Annotated in this window: 22 protein-coding genes; 17 read left to right on the top strand and 5 right to left on the bottom strand. The window is 65.5% G+C overall.

Annotated features, from left to right (window positions below; translation table 11 throughout):
* The 5 genes from IC66_RS0133890 to IC66_RS0133870 all read left to right on the top strand — a co-directional run.
* A partial coding sequence (locus IC66_RS0133890; protein ID WP_038950623.1) for an AMP-binding enzyme occupies nt 1-580 on the top strand: 580 nt, incomplete at its 5' end.
* A 141-nt stretch (nt 581-721) separates the two neighbouring features.
* Nucleotides 722-967, top strand: coding sequence for an acyl carrier protein (locus IC66_RS0133885; RefSeq protein ID WP_038950621.1), 246 nt, complete (start codon nt 722-724; stop codon nt 965-967).
* Nucleotides 954-2,336 carry a class I adenylate-forming enzyme family protein gene (locus IC66_RS0133880; RefSeq protein ID WP_038950620.1) on the top strand — a complete coding sequence of 461 codons (1,383 nt, stop codon included), beginning with the start codon at nt 954-956 and terminating at the stop codon, nt 2,334-2,336. Before IC66_RS0133885 ends, IC66_RS0133880 begins: the two co-directional genes overlap by 14 nt.
* Nucleotides 2,329-3,051 carry an SDR family NAD(P)-dependent oxidoreductase gene (locus tag IC66_RS0133875; protein ID WP_038950619.1) on the top strand — a complete coding sequence of 241 codons (723 nt, stop codon included), beginning with the start codon at nt 2,329-2,331 and terminating at the stop codon, nt 3,049-3,051. The genes IC66_RS0133880 and IC66_RS0133875 overlap by 8 nt, the downstream gene beginning before the upstream one ends.
* A 126-nt stretch (nt 3,052-3,177) precedes the next feature.
* A complete protein-coding gene (locus tag IC66_RS0133870; protein WP_038950618.1) occupies nt 3,178-3,387 on the top strand; it encodes a hypothetical protein in 210 nt (69 codons plus the stop codon).
* A 4-nt stretch (nt 3,388-3,391) separates the two neighbouring features.
* On the opposite strand, the gene IC66_RS0133865 is transcribed toward IC66_RS0133870, so the two are convergent.
* Entirely contained in the window at nt 3,392-3,778 is a 387-nt protein-coding gene (locus tag IC66_RS0133865) for a hypothetical protein (protein WP_038950617.1), read from the bottom strand.
* A gap of 240 nt (nt 3,779-4,018) precedes the next feature.
* On the opposite strand from IC66_RS0133865, the gene IC66_RS0133860 reads away from it, so the two are divergent.
* The gene (locus IC66_RS0133860; protein ID WP_038950616.1) at nt 4,019-5,164 is read left to right on the top strand and encodes a DUF3095 domain-containing protein; all 1,146 of its coding nucleotides are present in this window, start codon (nt 4,019-4,021) and stop codon (nt 5,162-5,164) included.
* A gap of 149 nt (nt 5,165-5,313) precedes the next feature.
* Here the strand turns inward: IC66_RS0133860 and IC66_RS0133855 are convergent, their stop codons facing one another.
* The 3 genes from IC66_RS0133855 to IC66_RS0133845 all read right to left on the bottom strand — a co-directional run bounded on the left by IC66_RS0133855 (nt 5,314) and on the right by IC66_RS0133845 (nt 7,851).
* Nucleotides 5,314-5,748, bottom strand: coding sequence for a DUF2147 domain-containing protein (locus tag IC66_RS0133855; protein ID WP_028139978.1), 435 nt, complete (start codon nt 5,746-5,748; stop codon nt 5,314-5,316).
* Nucleotides 5,749-5,855: 107 nt separating this feature from the next.
* Nucleotides 5,856-7,241 (bottom strand): MATE family efflux transporter, encoded by a 1,386-nt coding sequence (locus IC66_RS0133850; RefSeq protein WP_038950615.1) that lies wholly within the window; start codon nt 7,239-7,241, stop codon nt 5,856-5,858.
* Nucleotides 7,242-7,323: 82 nt separating this feature from the next.
* Nucleotides 7,324-7,851: a GNAT family N-acetyltransferase gene (locus IC66_RS0133845; RefSeq protein ID WP_038950614.1), complete on the bottom strand. Its 528-nt coding sequence runs from the start codon at nt 7,849-7,851 to the stop codon at nt 7,324-7,326.
* 241 nt (nt 7,852-8,092) lie between these two features.
* On the opposite strand from IC66_RS0133845, the gene IC66_RS0133840 reads away from it, so the two are divergent.
* The 11 genes from IC66_RS0133840 to IC66_RS46610 all read left to right on the top strand — a co-directional run bounded on the left by IC66_RS0133840 (nt 8,093) and on the right by IC66_RS46610 (nt 16,239).
* On the top strand, nt 8,093-8,689 hold the full coding sequence (locus IC66_RS0133840; protein WP_028139981.1) for a superoxide dismutase: 597 nt from the start codon (nt 8,093-8,095) through the stop codon (nt 8,687-8,689).
* A gap of 231 nt (nt 8,690-8,920) precedes the next feature.
* A complete protein-coding gene (locus IC66_RS0133835) occupies nt 8,921-9,532 on the top strand; it encodes a permease (protein WP_038950613.1) in 612 nt (203 codons plus the stop codon).
* On the top strand, nt 9,529-10,029 hold the full coding sequence (locus IC66_RS0133830) for a hypothetical protein (protein WP_018316197.1): 501 nt from the start codon (nt 9,529-9,531) through the stop codon (nt 10,027-10,029). The genes IC66_RS0133835 and IC66_RS0133830 overlap by 4 nt, the downstream gene beginning before the upstream one ends.
* Nucleotides 10,030-10,075: 46 nt before the next feature.
* Entirely contained in the window at nt 10,076-10,324 is a 249-nt protein-coding gene (locus tag IC66_RS0133825) for a hypothetical protein (protein WP_038950612.1), read from the top strand.
* A 2-nt stretch (nt 10,325-10,326) separates the two neighbouring features.
* Nucleotides 10,327-11,082, top strand: a complete 756-nt coding sequence (locus IC66_RS0133820; protein WP_028139984.1) for a metal ABC transporter ATP-binding protein — start codon at nt 10,327-10,329, stop codon at nt 11,080-11,082.
* 6 nt (nt 11,083-11,088) lie between these two features.
* Nucleotides 11,089-11,958, top strand: coding sequence for a metal ABC transporter permease (locus IC66_RS0133815; protein WP_038950611.1), 870 nt, complete (start codon nt 11,089-11,091; stop codon nt 11,956-11,958).
* 5 nt (nt 11,959-11,963) lie between these two features.
* Entirely contained in the window at nt 11,964-12,827 is an 864-nt protein-coding gene (locus IC66_RS0133810) for a metal ABC transporter solute-binding protein, Zn/Mn family (RefSeq protein ID WP_038950610.1), read from the top strand.
* Nucleotides 12,828-12,882: 55 nt separating this feature from the next.
* Nucleotides 12,883-13,929: a CobW family GTP-binding protein gene (locus IC66_RS0133805; protein WP_018316192.1), complete on the top strand. Its 1,047-nt coding sequence runs from the start codon at nt 12,883-12,885 to the stop codon at nt 13,927-13,929.
* Entirely contained in the window at nt 13,929-14,948 is a 1,020-nt protein-coding gene (locus tag IC66_RS0133800) for a WD40 repeat domain-containing protein (RefSeq protein ID WP_038950609.1), read from the top strand. Before IC66_RS0133805 ends, IC66_RS0133800 begins: the two co-directional genes overlap by 1 nt.
* A 144-nt stretch (nt 14,949-15,092) precedes the next feature.
* Nucleotides 15,093-15,809, top strand: a complete 717-nt coding sequence (locus IC66_RS0133795; RefSeq protein ID WP_038950608.1) for an MgtC/SapB family protein — start codon at nt 15,093-15,095, stop codon at nt 15,807-15,809.
* 100 nt (nt 15,810-15,909) lie between these two features.
* A complete protein-coding gene (locus IC66_RS46610; protein ID WP_038950607.1) occupies nt 15,910-16,239 on the top strand; it encodes a hypothetical protein in 330 nt (109 codons plus the stop codon).
* Nucleotides 16,240-16,370: 131 nt separating this feature from the next.
* Here IC66_RS46610 and IC66_RS0133785 read toward each other — a convergent pair whose 3' ends face one another.
* Nucleotides 16,371-17,813: a homospermidine synthase gene (locus tag IC66_RS0133785; protein WP_038950606.1), complete on the bottom strand. Its 1,443-nt coding sequence runs from the start codon at nt 17,811-17,813 to the stop codon at nt 16,371-16,373.
* Nucleotides 17,814-17,833: the final 20 nt, after the last annotated feature.

Below are 17,833 nucleotides of genomic sequence, written 5' to 3'. Positions count from 1 at the left end.
CGGCCCCGCCGATGAAGGCGGCGGCCGGTTCGAGGGCTACACCGACCCCGGCGAGACCGAGAAGAAGGTTCTTCGCGATGTCTTTGCCAGGGGCGATGCCTGGTTCCGCACCGGCGATCTGATGCGGATCGATGACAAGGGCTTCTTCCATTTCGTCGATCGGATCGGGGACACGTTCCGCTGGAAGGGTGAGAACGTCGCGACCTCGGAGGTCAATGACGCAATGCGCGATTTCACCGGCGTGGTCGATGCCACCACCTACGGCGTCAGCGTCCCCGGCTCCGACGGCCGCGCCGGCATGAGCGTGATCGTCGTCAACGAGGGTTTTGACATTGCGGCATTGCCCGCACATCTCGCGCAGCGGCTGCCGGCCTACGCACGGCCCGTCTTCATTCGCGTCTCCAGCGAGATCGATGCGACCGAGACGTTCAAGCAGAAGAAGGGCGAGCTCGCACGGGAAGGCTTCGATCCCGCCGCGATCTCCGATCCGCTGTTCATGGCTGACCCGAAGTCCGGGGCCTATGTGGCGCTCGATACGGAGGCCTATGCGCGAATCGTGGACGGCTCGATCAGGCTGTAAATCCCGCCAAAATCCGCAGATAGGTCCAATTTTATCTGAATTGTCCAAGAAGCCATTTACTTCTGTCGGGTAAACAAGCGGCCATGGGGAGGCGGCCAGCAAGAGCCGCCGCAACGCCAACGATAACAAAGCGAGCCAGCCATGTCGGTAAGGTCTAAGGTCATTGACGCGATCCAGCAGATCGCCAAAGAGCAGCACGTCACGCTTCCCGCGCTCTCGGACGATCTGTCGCTGCACGAGACGGGTTTCGACTCGCTCGCCTTCGCCATCCTGGTCGCGCGCCTCGAGGACGAGACCGGCGTCGACCCCTTCACCATCTCCGAGGACGCAGCGTTTCCCACCACGGTCGGCGATTTCGTGCGGGCCTACGAAAATGTCCCCGCGTGAGATCTTTGCGCTTCGCGACCATCTCGGCGCGGAGCTGACCGGCCGTACGCTGTCGGACGCGCACACCTGCGTGTCGCTGACCGATATCCTGTCGCAGACGGTCCTGGGCGGCCGCCTGCGCGAATTGTCCGGCCGCTCCGTGCTGCTCAAGTTGTCCGATCAGCTGCGGTCGGGCCTTGCCATGATCGAGCTCGACGGCATCGCGCGTCGCATGCTGCTGTGCCCGCCCGATCTCAATCCGGCGTATCTCGAGGCGCTGATCGCCGATGCCGGGATCGATGCCGTCGTGACCGACGAATCCGACCGCCGGGCCGGGACTGGCATCCCGCTCATCGTCACTGCGCAATTGCCGCCTGAAGCCACCGCGCCGGTCAAGACCGAACGCGGAACGGAATGGCTGATGCTCACCTCGGGTACCTCGGGCGTGCCGAAGATCGTCGGCCACACGCTGGAGGCGCTGACCGGCGCGATCGTTGCCGAAGGCCCCGCGCGGGGCGCGGCGCCGGTCTGGGCGACCTTCTATGACATTCGCCGCTATGGCGGCCTGCAAATCTTCCTGCGCGCCGTGCTTTCCGGCGGCTCGATGGTGCTGTCCGATCCCCATGAGGCGCTCGGCGATCACGTCGCGCGGCTGAAGGCGCGCGGCGTCTCGCACATCTCCGGCACGCCCTCGCACTGGCGCAAGCTCCTGATGAGCGGTTCGGCCGCGCAATTCGCTCCGGCTTACGTCCGCCTCTCCGGTGAAATCGCCGACCAGGCGGTGCTCGACGGGCTGAAGGCGGCATTCCCCAACTCCTCCGTCGGTCATGCCTATGCCTCGACCGAAGCCGGCGTCGGCTTTGCCGTCAGCGACGGCCTGGAAGGCTTTCCGGCCGACTATCTCGGCAATCGCAATGGCGTCGAGATGAAGGTGGTGGACGGCTCGCTCCGTATCCGTTCGACGCGCACCGCGCATGCCTATGTCGGCCGCAATGCCGCCGCGCTCACCGATGACGACGGATTTGTCGACAGCGGCGACATCGTCGAGCTGCGCGGCGAGCGCTATTATTTCGTCGGCCGCCGCGGCGGCATCATCAATATCGGCGGGCTGAAGGTCCACCCCGAGGAGATCGAGGCGGTCATCAACCGCCATCCCGACGCGCGGATGTCGCGGGCCAAATCGCGCAAGAGCCCGATCACCGGCGGCATCGTGGTCGCCGACGTGATCCTCACCGAGGGTACCGATCCCGCGCGCGCGAAAGAGATCCGCGACCAGATCCTGGAGCGGTGCCGCGCGCAGCTCGCGTCCCACAAGGTGCCGGCGGTGATCCGCTTCGTCGAGGCGCTCGACGTCACCCCGGCCGGAAAACTGGCGCGCACCGATGCATAATGTCCTCGTCACCGGCGGCAGCCGCGGCATCGGCCTTGCGATCGGCAAGCGCCTCGCTGTCGCCGGCTACAATGTGGTCGCGGCGGCCCGGCGCGAGAGCGAGGAGCTCAAGGTAGCGATTGCGGAGTCCGAAGGGCGCCTGCATTTCCGCGCCTGCGACCTTGCCGTGATCGACGCCATTCCGGCCTTTGCGAAACTCGTGCGCGACGAGTTCGGCCCGACCTACGGCCTCGTCAACAATGCCGGCCTCGGCACCGAAGGCCTGCTCGCCACCATGCATAATTCCGAGATCGAAGCACTGGTGCAGCTCAACGTGCTGTCGCCGATCATCCTCACCAAATATGTGGCACGGCAGATGATGGCCGACGGCGCCGGCCGCATCGTCAACGTCTCCTCGATCATCGCGACCACCGGCTACAACGGCCTGTCCGTCTATGGCGCAACCAAGGCGGCCGCCACCGGCTTCACCCGCTCGCTCGCGCGCGAGGTCGGCAAGCTTGGCATCACCGTGAACGCGATCGCGCCGGGTTTCATCGACACCGAGCTCACGCACAATCTGTCCGACGAGGCGCGCAAGCGCATCGCCGGCCGCAGCGCGCTACGCCGCCTGCCGGAGACGGACGACGTCGCGCGCATGGTGGAGTATCTGCTCGGCGAGGGTGGTCGCAACGTGACAGGTACGGTGTTCACCATCGATGCGGGAAACACGGCATAAGCGGAACTCCGCCGTCACAATTGAATTGATCCGGCACAATGACATGCAGCCGGATTTGGTCGTAAGATGCCCCGCAATCGATTGGGTTACGTCAATCGATCTGCCCTAATCGACAGGGAGCAGTCCATGACCATGCCCAACATGACCGCTTCAAATCAGGGCCGGGCCGAGCAATCCCGCGCGAAGCCGGACGATGCCCGTTGCCCGCCGATGACGCACCAGAATTCCGGCGGTCATGGTCACGAAATGTACCCGCAGCAATTCGTGCGCCTGGTCGGCTGCCACGATGCGTCTCTCGATAGTTTGCGCAAGCGTCAGGACGAGAAGCTGCATTAGCAGCTCAGGTCCGGTCTTTCAGCAGGTCAATTCGTTCGTGTGAAAATTCCGGCGGCCCTTCGGTGAGGCGGCGGATGCGGCGGTCGCGTTCGTCCACGGGCAAGGCCGGATCGAGCAGCGTCTCGATCTCGTGGACCGCGATCTCTTCGATCCTGGCGGCGTCCGATGCGATCGGGTGCACCGGGGAGAGGACCGGGGGCGCGACCTTCAGGCCCAGCTCGATCAGCTTGCAGATTGCATCCGAGCGGGTCAGTTGATGGGCTTCAGCCCAGGCATCGACGGCTGCCGTCAGTCTTTCGGGCATCTTCACCGCGCTGATCGGGTCGATGCCCGTGCGCCGGCGGACCGGAGAGGTGGAATCCTTGCTGCCGAAGTCGGACACCTCGATCATCCCATGCAACCCTTGGAGCTGAAGACGATAGCCGTTCTTCCCGACCGGCCGCTTGATGCCGATCAAAGACACGCTGCGGCATTGCAACGCGGCCTCGTGTTGTTGCTGCCGTATCTTGTTGTCGCCTTATCTTGTTGTCCTGGCCCGTTTCGGCCAAAGATTGAAAGGGGCCGCCGGCCGGCGAACCCGGATCGATCCTGCCACGTATTTGTTTCGCATTCCAACCATCCGGCATCCCCGATGACCTCAGGCGAATCCTTCTATGGCGACATTTCCGTCTTCCGCGGCTTCACCAGCCTGATGGACCCTGCGCTCTACGCGCCGCTGCCGGACGATTGGAGCATCGGCGTTGCCGATATCGTCGATTCCACCAAGGCGATCGCGGCGCAGCGCTACAAGGCGGTGAACATGGCCGGCGCCGCCGTGATCGCAGCGGTGACGAACGCATTGGAAGGACGCGAATTCCCCTTCGTGTTCGGCGGCGACGGCGCGAGCTTTGCGGTTGCGCCAGGCGATCTCGAATCTGCCCGAGAGGCGCTGGCGGCAACCGCGACCTGGGTGCGGGAAGATCTCGATCTGACGATGAGGGTCGCGCTGGTGCCGGTCAGCGCCATCCGCGCGCAGGGCCTCGACGTGCGCGTCGCGCGGTTCGGTCCGTCGGCCAACCTGTCCTACGCGATGTTCTCGGGCGGCGGGCTCGCCTTCGCCGATGCCGCAATGAAGCGCGGGGAGTTTGCCGTCCCGGCCGCGCCGGCGGGCACGCAGCCCGATCTCTCGGGCCTGTCCTGCCGCTTCGAGGTGATACCGGCCTCACGTGGGCTGATCCTCTCGGTTCTGGTGATGCCGGCGCGCGGCGCCGATCCGCACGCCTTCCGCAAGGTGATCGAGGACATCATCCACCTCGTCGAGCGCAGCCCCGACGGCGCCCGTCCGGTGCCGCCGCAGGGGCCGCCGCTGAAATGGCCGCCACAGGGGCTGGAATACGAAGCCCGTACCAGGCGCGGTGGTCCGCTGCTCGCGCGCCGCGCCACCGTGCTGGCCTATACGCTGTTCGTCTATCTGATCATGCGCTTCGACCTCAACGTCGGCGGCTTCGTGCCAAACGTCTACAGGCGTCAGGTGGTCGAGAACTCGGACTTCAGGAAATTTGACGACGGCCTGCGCATGATCCTCGATTGCACGCCGCAGCTCGAGCGCGCGCTGAGCGACCGACTGGCGATCGCGGCCCGTGACGGCATCGTACGCTACGGCCTCTACCAGCAGGATGCCGCCATGATGACCTGCTTCACGCCGTCGGCGCTACGCAGCGATCACGTGCACTTCATTGATGGCGCGCGAGGCGGCTACGCCTCGGCGGCGACGGCGCTGAAGGCGATGATGGCGTAGGACGATCTCGTGCCCCGGACGCAGCGCAGCACGCAGTGATGCGCTGCTGAGCCAGGGCCCATGTCTCGATCGTACCGTGCTGCTTTCTGGGTCCCGGCTCTGCGAAGCAGCGTTGCACGCTGCATCGCGTCCGGGACACGAGAGCGGGGTTACCGCCCCGCCCGCGTCCAGGTCTCGCCGCCGCAGAGCGCGCCGACGCAGCCTTCGACCCGCAGCGAATCCGCTCCCGTCACGGAGATGCTGCTGGCATAAGTGCTGCCGTCGTCGGCGTTGTAGATCTGGCCGGACCATTTGTTCGGACCGGACGGCTGCATGCCGCTGAACAATGGCAAGCCGATCATCGGGCGCCTGGCGAGCTCGCGATTGGGGTTCTTGCTGTCGGTGGCGGGTTGGCCGGTCGCGGTGTCGTAGGGCTCGCGCAGCCAGGCGACGACGCCGCAGATGCCGCCGCTGCACTTGCTGATCTTGACGCGCGCATCGCCCGCCTGGGTGAGCCATGTCCCATCGGCGCTCTGCGCATGTGCGGCCGTCGCGCCGAGCAGCGCAGCGAGGAGGACGATGAGAGCAGCGAATCTGGAAGTCATGGAAGAGGCCCCGAAAATGGAGCGCCTCCATAGCAGCCCGGCGGGATAGTGCAACGCAGGCTGGAATCACATTCCTGCGTTCATTGCCTTCGTTCATTGTCCTGCGATCATTTGTCCCAGCGCGCGAAGGCGACCGCGGCCGCAGTCGACAGGCCGAACACCGCCATGGCACCGCCGACCAGCGCGAACAAGGTCCAGGCCGGCGCCTGCGTCATCATGAGGCCGACGCCGCCGATCGCGACGATCAACAGCCGCGCGGTGGAGGCGAGCACGGGGCCGCCGACGCGCGTCGCGCCTTGCGAGGAGAAGTAGAGCGACACGCCGATGCCGAAAAACACGAAGGTCGGGCCGGCCCAGTGGAAATAGCTGTGCGCGGCGGCGGTGACGCCGGAATCGCGCGTGAAGAGTGCGACCCACAGCGATGGAGCGAGCGCGACAGCGAGGCCGATCAGGCCGACCGTCAATCCGGAAGCTGCAGCGGCGGTCCAGGCCACACGCCGGGCGCGCTTCACCTGTCCGGCGCCCATCGCCATGCCGACCATCGGCACCGAGGCGATGCCGAAGGCAAACGTGATCGGGATCAACAAGAATTCCAGCCGCGAGCCGATGCCGTAGCCGGCCAGCATCTCGGTGCCGAACGTGGCCAGGATCTTCGTGAAGATCAAAATGGTGAGCACGGTCTGGAGCGGCGACAGGCAGGCCACCGCACCAACCTTGAGGATGTCCAGGAACATCGCGCGCTCGAAATGAAACGCGCGAATATTCAGCGGCAGCCGGCTGCGGCCGGACGCGAGATACCAGAGGAAGAAGATCGCGGCGCAGGTGAACGCGATCAATTGGCCGCTGGCGACGCCCGGCATGCCGAAGGGCTTCACGCCGAACAGGCCGAGCCCCAACGTGCCGCCGAGCGCGATCTGCAACACGCTCGCCCCGATCAGCGTCATCGACGGCAGGCGCATGTCGCCGGTGCCGCGGATCACCGAGGCCAGCGTGTTGACGAGCCAGATCGCGACCGCGCCGGAGAACAGCACCTGCGAATAGCCGCTGGCCTCCTCGAGCACGCGATCGCGCCCGCCGAGCAGCGTGAAGAAGGAACGGCCGAAGACGAGCATCATCACCGTGAAGAACAGCCCGCCGCAGAGGCCGATGATGGCGGCATGCAGCGCCAGCGTCGCGGCGCGGTCACGATCCCCGGCGCCGAGCGCGCGGCTGATCGCGGACGAAACGCCGCCGCCCATCGCGCCCGCGCTCATCATCTGCGTCAGCATCGCGAACGGAAACACCAGCGCGATCGCGGCGAGCGGAATGGTGCCGAGCCGGCCGATATAGGAGGTCTCGGCGATCGCAACCAAAGTGCTGCCGACCATCGCGATCATGTTGGGGATCGCGAGCCGCAGCAGCGTCGGCAGGATCGGGGCCGTCAGCAGGCTGGCGATGGGAGAGGCGACCGGCGCAAGCGGCGGGACGGCGTCTGCAGGGGCGTCGATCGTCATGTTCACCGGGCGGAATTTAGATGATGATCGACATATTATAGGATGGCCGAGCCCCTGCGGCAGCCCTCACGCCACGCAGGGGTCACCACGGCAGGCCGCATAGGTCGATGGTGCCCAGCGTCGGCGCGCGGACGATGTTGAAGACGTAGGGCGCCATCTCGGTGAAGCGGATCCGCCCCTCCGGCTGTTCGCAATAGACCTCGCCCTTGAAGGGCAGCCAGCTCCGGGTCTCGTAGAACGAAAAATTGTGTGGCTCGCAAAACAGCAGCGCGAACCGGACCGCTTCGTTAGCCCTGATGGTGTGCACGGCCGCGTCGATCGCCACGGTCGCGTAGCCGCGACCGCGCCGGTCCTCGCGGGTGCAGACCCCGCCGATTCCGCCGATATGGACCTTCTGTCCGTTCCAGATGACGGTGCGGAAGTAGATCCCGACATGGCAGACGAGGCCATCCTCGGGCGTCTCGATCAGCACGCGCAGGTCCGCATTGGCCCATTTGATGTGAGCCCAGGGCTTGTCCGCGACCAAGTGCGGTCCCCAGACCGCCTGATGCAGCGGCTCCGCGATCGGCCAGGAGGCGTCGCCGTTCAAAATGTCGATCTCGATGCTCATGGCTTTGTCTCTCGCAACACGCTGCGCGGTCCATTCGTTCTGTCATAACCGGTTCAAAGGCAATGATATTTTGCGGCGGACGGCCGCCCCGGATTGGATGTCCCTCGGTGCGGCGAAGTTGTGCAATCCGGCCAAGCCGTGGCATCGCGCCTTTTCGCAAATTGGCGGTATTTAACGGCGGTGGAACCTTCTATAAGAGTCCCCGTTAAGCCAGTTCCCCATCAGTCGCGGACAACATCCCATGACCTTTACGCTGCCCCCACTCCCTTACGCCTATGACGCCCTCGGCCAGTTCATGTCGAAGGAGACGCTGGAATTCCACCACGACAAGCATCATCAGGCCTACGTCACCAACGGCAACAACGCGCTCAAGGGGACCGAATGGGAAGGCAAGTCCCTTGAAGAGATCGTCAAGGGCTCGTTCGGCAAGAACCCCGCGGTGTTCAACAATGCCGGCCAGCACTACAACCACATCCACTTCTGGAGCTGGATGAAGCCCAATGGCGGCGGCACCAAGCTGCCGGGCAAGATCGAGAAGAAGATCAACGAGGACCTCGGCGGCTTCGAGAAGTTCAAGACCGACTTCCAGGCGGCCGGCGTCGGCCAGTTCGGCTCCGGCTGGTGCTGGCTCCAGGTCAAGAACGGCAAGCTCGAGATCTCCAAGACCCCGAACGGCGAGAATCCGCTGGTGCATGGCGCCACCCCGATCCTCGGCTGCGACGTCTGGGAGCACTCCTACTACATCGACTACCGCAATCGCCGCCCCGATTATCTCAAGGCGTTCGTCGAGAACCTCGTGAACTGGGAATACGTCGAGTCCCTGTTCGAGAAGGCCTGAGTTTTACTCCGTCATCCCGGGGCGATGCACAGCATCGAACCCGGGATCTCGAGATTCCGGGTTCGGCTTCGCTGCCCCGGGACGACAAGGGGCGGTCGCTCGCGCGGCCGCCTTTTTGCTGTGCGGAATTGCCCTGCGTGGCGCGCGCACGGGTCTGTCATCCTACTGTTTGCATCGTGTGGAGGCCGCCCTTAATCAGGACGGGCATCACCCTCGAGCCAACCGAGCCCGTTGTCAGAACCTTCCCCGAAAGACCCGGCGCCTGCCGAGGACGTCGAGTCCGAGCCGCGGCCGGGGCGAGTGCGCAAGCCGATCGGCTGGTCGACGATCATCATCGCCGCGCTGGTCGCGGTGAGCGCGGCGCTGGTCTTGCGGCGTGATGGCACCGACGGCGTTCTCGATATTCTCACCCACGATCTCTCGCTGTTCTCAGGCATCCTGCCGCGCGTGCTCGCCGGCTGCCTGCTCGGGGCCTTCATCTCGGAGATCCTGCCGCATGAAAAGGTCTCGCGCTCGCTCGGGCCGAAATCCGGCCTGACGGGCCTTCTGATCGGCACCGCCTTCGGCGCGATCCTGCCCGGCGGTCCCTTCACCGCCTATCCCGTGGCGAGTGCGCTGCTCGCGGTCGGCGCCGATTTCGGCGCAACCATCGCCATGGTCGTGAGCTGGACCCTGATCGGCTATGGCCGGGCAGTGGCCTGGGAAATCCCGATCATGGGCACCGACTTCACGCTGTGGCGGATTCTGATCTCGCTGCCGCTGCCGGTGCTCGCAGGGGCCCTCGGCCGCTTCGTCTATGTCCGGCTCTATCGGAAGCGCGAAAGCGACGAGGACCCGGCATGAGCGCCGCGCTTTTCATCGACATCCTGTTGTGGGGCTCGGTGTTCGGCGTCGGCCTGATCGCGTTTCGCCGCGGCCCTCCGGTGTTCAAGGCCTCGCTGCGCGAAGGCTCGATGGACTTCATCAACATCGTGCCGCGGATCGCGCTCGGGGTGATCGGCTCCGGCTACATCGCCGCCATCATCCCGCAGGAGGTGATCACCGGCTGGCTCGGCCCGGACAGCGGCTGGCTCGGAGTTGCGACCGCCGTGGTCGCCGGCGCCGCCACCCCCGGCGGCCCCGTGATCGGCTTCTCCATCGGCACGGTGGCGCTGAAGTCGGGCGGCGGTGTGCCGCAGGTGGTGGCCTATGTTGTCGCCTGGGCCCTGTTTGCCTTCCAGCGGGTGATCTTGTGGGAAATTCCCTTCATGCCCGCCCGCTTCGTCTGGTTCCGCTGTGCCGTGTCGGTGCCATTTCCATTCGTGGCAGCTGCCATTGCGATGGTGATCGGCAAGCCCTGACACCCCGGTCGTGGACAGGGGTAATGTTATAATATAACGTCTCTGCATGGTTCCCGCCACGTCCCACGCCCATCATCACGATCATGCTCACGGTCATTCCCATGACCATTCGCCTGCTCATGGCCATTCGCACGGGCACGACCACACCCACGCCCATGTCCACGACGCGGCCTCGCCGCATCCGGCCCAGGCCGCGCCCTGGTCGATCCTGCGCATGACCATGGCCGCGCGCCTCGGGGCCGCGCTCGCCGTCTGTGCCGTGCTCTGGGGCGTGGTCTTCCTGGCGATGAGGTGATGATGGCGGCGCTGCACTTTCACAACGTGACGCTCGGCTATGACCGGCATCCCGCGGTGCACCATCTCAACGGCGAGGTCGCGCGTGGCGCGCTGGTCGCCGTGATCGGCCCGAATGGCGCGGGCAAGTCGACCCTGCTGCGTGGCATCGTCGGCATCCTCCGGCCGCTCGACGGCAGCATCCATCTCGGCGGGCTCGACTCTCGCGATATCGCCTATCTGCCGCAGAGCGCGGAGATCGACCGCAGCTTCCCGATCTCGGTGTTCGACTTCGTCGGCACCGGGCTGTGGCGCAACGCCGGCCTGTTCGGCGGGATCGGCAAGGCCGCGCGCGGGAAGATCTTGCGCGCGATCGCCTCCGTCGGCCTCAACGGTTTCGAGAACCGTCCGATCGGCACGCTCTCGGGCGGCCAGATGCAGCGCGTGCTGTTTGCGCGCGTGCTGCTGCAGGACGCTTCGCTCATCGTGCTCGACGAGCCCTTCAACGCCATCGACAGCAAGACCACCGCCGACCTGCTCGCGCTGGTCAAGCACTGGCACGGCGAGGGCCGCACCGTGCTCGCCGCGCTGCACGACATGGAGATGGTGCGCAACCATTTCAGCGAGACGCTGGTGCTGGCGCGCGGCCCCGTGGCGTGGGGACCGACGGCGGAGGTGCTGACGCCGGAAAACCTGCTGGTGGCGATGCGGATGTGTGAGGCCTTTGACGACACCGCCGCGGCCTGCGCGGCCGATGACATCAACTCGCGGGCGGCGTGATCACCGATGCTCTATGACGCGCTGATCGGTCCCTTCACCGAATTCGAGTTCATGCGGCGGGCGCTGGCCGCCGTGATCGCATTGTCGCTGGCCGGCGCGCCGATCGGCGTCTTCCTGATGCTGCGGCGGATGAGCCTCGTCGGCGATGCGATGGCGCATGCGATTCTTCCCGGCGCGGCGGTGGGCTTCCTCCTCTCCGGCCTCAATTTGTTCGCGATGACGGCGGGCGGACTCATCGCCGGCTTTGCCGTCGCCATCCTCGCCGGAGTCGTCGCGCGCTCGACCGGGCTGAAAGAGGACGCCTCGCTCGCGACCTTCTACCTGGCCTCGCTTGCGCTCGGCGTCACCATCGTCTCGATCAAGGGCACCAATATCGACCTGCTCCATGTCCTGTTCGGCAACATCCTCGCGATGGACGACCAGACCCTGCTGGTGGTCGCCTTCAACGCCACGGTGACGCTGCTCGTGCTCGCGGTGATCTACCGGCCGCTGGTGATCGAAAGCGTCGATCCCTTGTTCTTGCGGACAGTCAGTCGCGCCGGCGGTCCCGCGCATCTCGCCTTCCTTGCGCTGGTCGTGATCAACCTCGTCAACGGCTTTCAGGCGCTCGGCACGTTGCTGGCGGTCGGCCTGATGATCCTGCCGGCTGGCATCGCGCGGTTCTGGTCACGCGACCTCACCGTCATGATCTGCATCGCCGTGATCGCCGCCGCGGCTTCCGGCTATGCCGGCCTCGTGCTGTCGTTCCAGACCCGCGTGCCGTCGGGCCCTGCGGTCATTCTCGTGGCGACGGTGCTCTACATCGTCTCCGTGCTGTTCGGCCGCGTCGGCGGCATCGTCCGGCAGCTGTTTCCCGGCCGGCATCTGGAAGCGTGACGGCGATGCGGCTCATCCTGCTTTGTCTGCTGTTGCTGACTGCCTCGCCGCTGCACGCCGCGGAACGGCTCAACGTCGTCGCGAGCTTCTCGATCCTCGGCGACTTCGTCCGTAACGTCGGGGGAGATCGGGTCAACGTGACGACGCTGGTCGGCCCCGATAGCGACGTCCACGTCTATACGCCCGCGCCAAGCGATGCCAAGCGGGTCGCGGAGGCAAGGCTCGTCATCGTCAATGGGCTCGGGCTGGAGGGCTGGCTGCCGCGGCTCGTGCAGTCTGCAGGTAGCAAGGCAGTGGTCGTCACCGCGAGCGCCGGCATCACGCCGCTGAAGCTCGGCTCGGCCGCAGACCCCCATGCCTGGCAGTCCGTCCCCAACGCCAAAGCCTACGCAACCGACATCGCCAATGCGCTGGCCGCGGCCGCCCCGGATGATGCGGACTTCTTCCGGGCCCAGGCAAAAGCCTATCTTGAAAAGCTCGAAACGCTCGACCGCGAGGTCCGCGAGGCCGTGGCGAAAATCCCGCCGGAGCGGCGCAAGGTGATCTCCACCCATGACGCCTTCGGCTATTTTTCCGCCGAATACGGTATCCAGTTCATCGCCCCCCTGGGGGTCTCCACCGAAACCGAGCCGAGCGCCCGGGACATCGCGGCCATCATCGGCCAGATCAAGGCCCAAAAAATACCGGCCGTGTTCCTGGAAAATATCAGCGATGACCGGTTGATCCGGCGGATCGCGGCGGAGACCGGCTCAAAAGTCGGCGGGACCCTGATTTCGGACGGTTTGACCGGCGAAAAGGGGCCTGCACCCACTTACATTGATATGGTCAGGCACAATATAAAGGCCCTGACCAGTGCGCTTGACCACTAGGGCAGGGGCCACCCCGCCTCGCGTCGCGCGAAAAAGCCCTATGTCCGGAGTTGTTATGTCTGAAGCGACCTCCCAGAAAATCCCCGTGACCGTCCTGACCGGCTATCTCGGTGCCGGCAAGACCACGCTCTTGAACCGCATCCTGTCCGAGAACCACGGCAAGAAATACGCCGTCATCGTCAACGAATTCGGCGAGATCGGCATCGACAACGACCTCATCATCGGCGCCGATGAGGAAGTGTTCGAGATGAACAATGGCTGCATCTGCTGCACCGTGCGCGGCGACCTCGTGCGCATCATGGACGGCCTGATGAAGCGCAAGGGCAAGTTCGACGCCATCATCGTCGAGACCACCGGCCTTGCCGATCCGGCGCCGGTCGCGCAGACTTTCTTCGTCGACGAGGACGTGCAGAAGAACGCCCGCCTCGATGCCGTCGTCACGGTGGCCGACGCCAAGTGGCTGTCCGACCGGCTCAAGGACGCGCCCGAGGCCAAGAACCAGATCGCCTTTGCCGACGTCATCGTGCTGAACAAGACCGATCTCGTCAGCAAGGGCGAGCTTGCCGAGGTCGAAGCCCGCATCCGCGGCATCAATCCCTATGCGAAACTCCACCGCACCGAGCGCTGCTCGGTGGCCCTGGCCGACGTGCTCGACCGCGGCGCCTTCGATCTCGACCGCATCCTCGATATCGAGCCGGATTTCCTGGAGGCCGACGATCATGACCACGACCATGATCACCACCATCACGGCCACGATCATCACCACCATGATCACGGCCACGGCCTGAAGCACTATCACGACGAGGACATGCAGTCGCTGTCGCTCAAGACCGACAAGCCGCTCGATCCGAACGTGTTCATGCCCTGGCTCCAGAATTTGGTGCAGGTCGAGGGCGGCAAGATCCTGCGCTCCAAGGGCATCCTCGCCTTCCACGACGACGACGACCGCTACGTCTTCCAGGGCGTCCACATGATGCTGGAGGGCGACCATCAGCGGAAGTGGAAGGAGGGCGAGCCGCGCGAGAGCCGCCTCGTCTTCATCGGCCGCGAATTACCGGAAGAGGCCATCCGCAAGGGTTTTGAGAGCTGCATCGTCTCGTGATGAAAGAGTTTACGCCGGCCCCCGATTCCGCCTCGATCGTCTCCGTCACCGATCGCGTCAAGCCTGTTACGCTCGGCATGGGCGTGACCTCGGTGCATTTCCTTGGCCCCCGCGCCGCCTTCGTCGGCGGCGAAGAGAACGTCGCGTTCGTGGACGCCCAAGGCGAAATCACGACGGTCGCCGTGCATGGCGGCGGCATTCTCTCGACGGCCTCCGACGGCAAGCGCCTCGTCATGGGCGGCGACGACGGCAAGGTCGTCTCGCTCGACGCCAAGGGCGAGGTGACGCTGCTCGCCACCGATCCCAAGCGACGCTGGATCGATGCGGTGGCGCTGCATGCGGACGGCTCCTACGCCTGGTCTGCCGGCAAGACGGCGTTCGTCAAGAGCGGCAAGACTGAGGAGAAGTCGCTCGAGGTGCCCTCGACCGTCGGCGGGCTTGCGTTCGCGCCGAAGGGCCTGCGGCTCGCGATTGCCCATTACAACGGCGCGACGCTGTGGTTTCCGAACATGGCGGGATCGGCCGAATTCCTGCCCTGGGCCGGCTCGCATCTCGGCGTCACCTTCAGCCCGGACAACAAGTTCCTGGTCACCACGATGCACGAGGCGGCGCTGCATGGCTGGCGGCTTGCCGACAACAGGCATATGCGCATGACCGGCTATCCCGGCCGCGTCCGCTCGATGTCCTGGAGCGCGGGCGGCAAGGCGCTGGCGACCTCGGGTGCCGACACCATCATCCTGTGGCCGTTCGCCAGCAAGGACGGCCCGATGGGCAAGGAGCCCGCGATGCTGGCGCCGCTGCAGGCGCGGGTCTCCGTGGTCGCCTGTCACCCCAAGAACGACATCCTCGCCGCCGGCTACAGCGACGGCACTGTGCTGATGGTGCGGCTGGAGGACGGCGCGGAGATCCTGGTCCGCCGCAACGGCACCCCGCCGGTGGCCGCGATCGCCTGGAACGCCAAGGGCACGCTGCTCGCCTTCGCCGATGAAAATGGGGACGGCGGTTTGCTGGAGCTTTAATCCGTCATGGTTCCGGCCGTAGGGTGGGCAGAGGCGCCCTTGCGCCGTGCCCACGATCTCTCCGCGAAACAATAGTGGTGGGCACGTCACGCGAAGAGCGCGCCTTTGCCCACCCTACCGCACCCTCAATGGCGGCGCGAATAGATGCGATTTCTAACGACCTTCCAGATTGCTGATTTTGCCGACACGCTGGTCAGCCTGTTCACGGCCTTCGTGCTGGGCACGCTGATCGGCGCCGAGCGGCAATATCGCCAGCGCACCGCGGGCCTGCGCACCAACGTGCTGGTCGCGGTCGGCGCCGCCGCGTTCGTCGATCTCGCCATGCATCTGACCGGCGCCGACGGCGCGGTGCGCGTGATCTCCTACGTCGTCTCCGGCATCGGCTTCTTGGGCGCCGGCGTCATCATGAAGCAGGGCATGGACGTCCGCGGGCTCAACACCGCGGCGACGCTGTGGGCCTCGGCCGCGGTCGGCTCCTGCGCCGGCGCCGACATGATCGCGCAGGCGGCCGCGCTGACTGTGTTCGTCATCGCCGGCAACACCATGCTGCGTCCGCTGGTCAATGCCATCAACCGCATCCCGCTGAACGAGAAGGCCTCCGAGGCGACCTACTATTTCAAGCTCGCGGTTGCGGCCGACGCCTTGCCCGAGATGCGCGACCGACTCGTCGACAAGCTCGAAGCCGCGAAATATCCGGTGGCGGGTATCGAGGTCGTCGAGATCGGCGAGGACATGCTGGAGATTGTGGCGAAGCTGGTCGCGAGCGCGGTCGATCCGAACGAGTTGAACACCGTTGCGACCGATCTCCAGCATCTGCCGGGCATCCGCCACGCGACCTGGGAAGTCAGCACGACGGAGTAAGCGCGGCGTTTTGGCGCGCAGGCGCGCAGTTCCGCCTTGCCGGGAACGGAACCCTGGTCGGGCCATTTCGTTGATCCCGCGGACAAAGGCGGTGATCGACATGACAGTCAATGACAAGCGCAGACTGAAACTCGACTTGGTGATCGCCTGTTCGCTGTTCGCAGCAGGTGTCGTGATATCAGGCATATCGATCGCGCAGATCCGCGCCGAGAGCCGGCTGCAGCTGGCGCAGGCAACGCCGCCGTTGCAGGGCACCCCATCTGACGAGCAGAGCAAGGTGCCCGCGGAAGCCAAGCCCGGCGGCGACCGGCCGACCACGCCGGCCCCCGAGCCTGCACGCCCCGAGCCGCAGACACAAGGCGCGGCGACCAAGCCGGCCCTGCCGCCGGCACCGGCCGAGAAGATCGCGCCGCCGATCGAGAAGAAGTAGGTCTCTTCGTCATTTCGGGGCGCGCATAGCGCGAGCCCGGAATCCATTGATCCGCATGTACTGCCGCCCGATGGATTCCGGGCTCGACGCTACGCCCCGCCCCGGAATGACGGGCGGAGAGAGGCGCCGTTTCACCGCACCAGAATATTCCGGAACTGCCAGGGATCGCTGGTGTCGATGTCTTCCGGGAACAGTCCCGGGCGATCCGTCAGCGGCGTCCAGTCGGTGTAGAAACCCTTGACCGGGCCGAGATAGGGCAGCTGGATTTCCAGCAGGCGATCGAAATCCATCTCGTCGGCTTCCACGATGCCTTCGTTCGGGTTCTCCAGCGCCCACACCATGCCGCCGAGCACGGCGGAGGTCACCTGCAGGCCGGTGGCGTTCTGGTAGGGCGCGAGCTTGCGGGTCTCCTCGATCGAGAGCTGCGAGCCGTACCAGTAGGCATTGTTGTCGTGGCCGAACAGCAGCACGCCGAGCTCGTCGATGCCGTCCACGATCTCGTTCTCGTCGAGGATGTGGTGCTTCTCCTGCATCTTCGCGGCGCGGCCGAACATTTCATGCAGCGACAGCACGGCATCGTCGGCCGGATGATAGGCATAGTGGCAGGTCGGCCGATAGACCGCCGTGCCCGAGGCGTCACGCACCGTGAAGTAATCGGCGATCGAGATCGACTCGTTGTGGGTGACGAGGAAGCCATATTGCGCGCCGCGGGTCGGGCACCAGGTGCGAACGCGCGTGTTGGCGCCGGGCTGCATCAGATAGATCGCTGCGCCGCAGCCGGCTTCGTGGGTCCGCGCGTTCTCGGGCATCCATTTTTCATGGGTGCCCCAGCCGAGCTCGGACGGCTGCACGCCCTCCGACAGGAAACCTTCCACCGACCAGGTGTTGACGAAGACGTCGGGCTCTTTCGGCTTCTTGGAGCGCTGGGTGTCGCGCTCGGCGATGTGGATGCCCTTGATGCCGGCCTGCCGCATCAAATCCGCCCATTCGGCTTTGGTCTTGGGCTTGGGAGCGTTGAGCTTCAGATCGGCGGCGACGTTGAGCAGCGCCTGCTTGACGAAAAAGGAGACCATGCCGGGATTGGCGCCGCAGCAGGAGACAGCCGTCGTCGATCCCGCCGGGCGCGCGCGCTTGGCGGCCAGCGTGGCTTCGCGCAGGGCGTAGTTGGAGCGCGCTTCCGGGCCCTTCGAGGAATCGAAATAGAAGCCGAGCCAGGGCTCGTTGACGGTGTCGATGTAGAGCGCGCCGAGCTCGTTGCAGAGCTCCATGATGTCGGTGGAGCCGGTATCGACCGAGAGATTGACGCAAAAGCCCTGGCCGCCGCCTTCGGTGAGCAGCGGGGTCAGCAATTCGCGATAATTGTCTTTTGTCACGGCCTTCTGGATGAAGCGCACATTCTGCTTCTCGCAATGCGCCCTGCGGCCCTCGTCCTTGGGATCGATCACGGTGACGCGCGACTTGTCGTAATCGAGATGCCGCTCGATCAGCGGCAGCGTGCCTTTGCCGATGGAGCCGAAGCCGACCATGACGATGGGACCGGTGATCTTCGCGTAGATCTGCGAGGCGGGGCTCATGGGATGGTTTCTCCGGAACG

Source organism: Bradyrhizobium genomosp. III, assembly GCF_000261705.1.
Taxonomy (GTDB): domain Bacteria; phylum Pseudomonadota; class Alphaproteobacteria; order Rhizobiales; family Xanthobacteraceae; genus Bradyrhizobium; species Bradyrhizobium ottawaense.
This window is presented reverse-complemented; position numbering and strand designations above follow the sequence as displayed.